Source organism: Hymenobacter agri, from assembly GCF_054778495.1.
Genome location: NZ_BAAGZM010000891.1, coordinates 1 through 1,298, shown reverse-complemented (window position 1 = coordinate 1,298; position 1,298 = coordinate 1). Strand labels below are relative to the sequence as shown.

Annotated in this window: 2 protein-coding genes; both read left to right on the top strand. The window is 65.6% G+C overall.

From position 1 onward, the window contains the following. A partial coding sequence (locus tag ACYVDE_RS23140; RefSeq protein WP_460503888.1) for a PID-CTERM protein-sorting domain-containing protein occupies positions 1-418 on the top strand: 418 nt, incomplete at its 5' end. Between the two features lie 144 nt (positions 419-562). Then, on the top strand, positions 563-1,298 hold a 736-nt coding region (locus ACYVDE_RS23135), incomplete at its 3' end, for a cation:proton antiporter (RefSeq protein ID WP_460503887.1).

Below are 1,298 nucleotides of genomic sequence, written 5' to 3'. Positions count from 1 at the left end.
CGAGGCGGCGGTAGTCGTAGCCGGCCGGCCCGCGGTGCCTGCTGCCGAAGGCCCGGCTACTGGCCGTTGGCTGGCGGGCCTGCTGCTGCGTGGCTACAGCCAGTGGCAGAGCTTCCACCCCGAAATTACCGACCGCGAGCGGGTGCCCTTCATTCAGGCCAGCTTTCGGGCGGGCATCCTCACGCCGCTCACGTCCTTTCTGGCTCTTGAAAACGACGCCCAGAAAGCCGCCCTGCACCGCAAGCAGGAGCAAACGCTGGCTGCCAACGCCTCGCTCGATACCGTCGAAAACGAAAAATCGGCCCCCACTGCCACGCCCATCGACAGCGGCGCGCTGCTGCTGCTGGCTGCCGGCCTGCTGCTGGCCGGCTGGCACCTGCGCCGTACCCGTCACCCCTCCCACGAACTGCCCGCGTAAGCCGGGCCGCAGGTGCTGGACGGGCACCCCCACCAGGTTATTTTTGCCCGCTAGTGGCCCGCCCGACGTAATTGGCCACGGTCTGCTCATGTTCCCTGCTGCGCCTCGTTACCTCCTGTACCACCTACCTGCGGCTCGCGCATTATGAATCAGCGGCGCGAAACCGGGCTATATACGGCCGTCATTATTGGGTTGATAGGTTTTATTGCCTGGGCGGCGCGCACCAGCATCCACCTGGAGCCGGTGGATATAAAAACGGCGGCCGGCAACGCCGTCTGGGCCGATTTCAGGGCCGCGCTGCAGCACGGCTGGCAGTCGCCGCTGGCGCTACTGCTGGCACAGATGGTGACTATTCTGCTGGCCGCCCGGGTGCTGGGCTACCTGTGCCGACGCCTCGGCCAGCCGGCTGTGGTGGGCGAAATGGCGGCCGGTGTGCTGCTGGGGCCATCGTTGCTGGGGCGTTATTTTCCGGTGTTTTCGGCCCGGCTGTTTCCGCGGGCTTCGTTGGAGAACATCCGGTTGCTGAGTCAGGTGGGGTTGATGCTGTTCATGTTTGTAGTGGGCATGGAGCTGGATTTGCGGGCCTTGCGCGGCAAGGCCCGGCAGGCTGTCGTCATTAGCCACGCCAGCATTGCGCTGCCGTTTGCCCTGGGGCTGGGCCTGGCGTACTTTCTCTACCACGATTTTGCGCCGGTGGGGGTGCAGTTTGTTTCGTTCGGGCTGTTTATGGGCATTGCTATGAGTATCACGGCCTTTCCGGTGCTGGCCCGTATCGTGCGCGACCGCGGCCTGCACCGCACGCCGCTGGGCACGCTCGTCATCACCTGCGCTGCCGCCGACGACGTAACCGCCTGGTGCCTGCTGGCGGCCGTCATCGCGC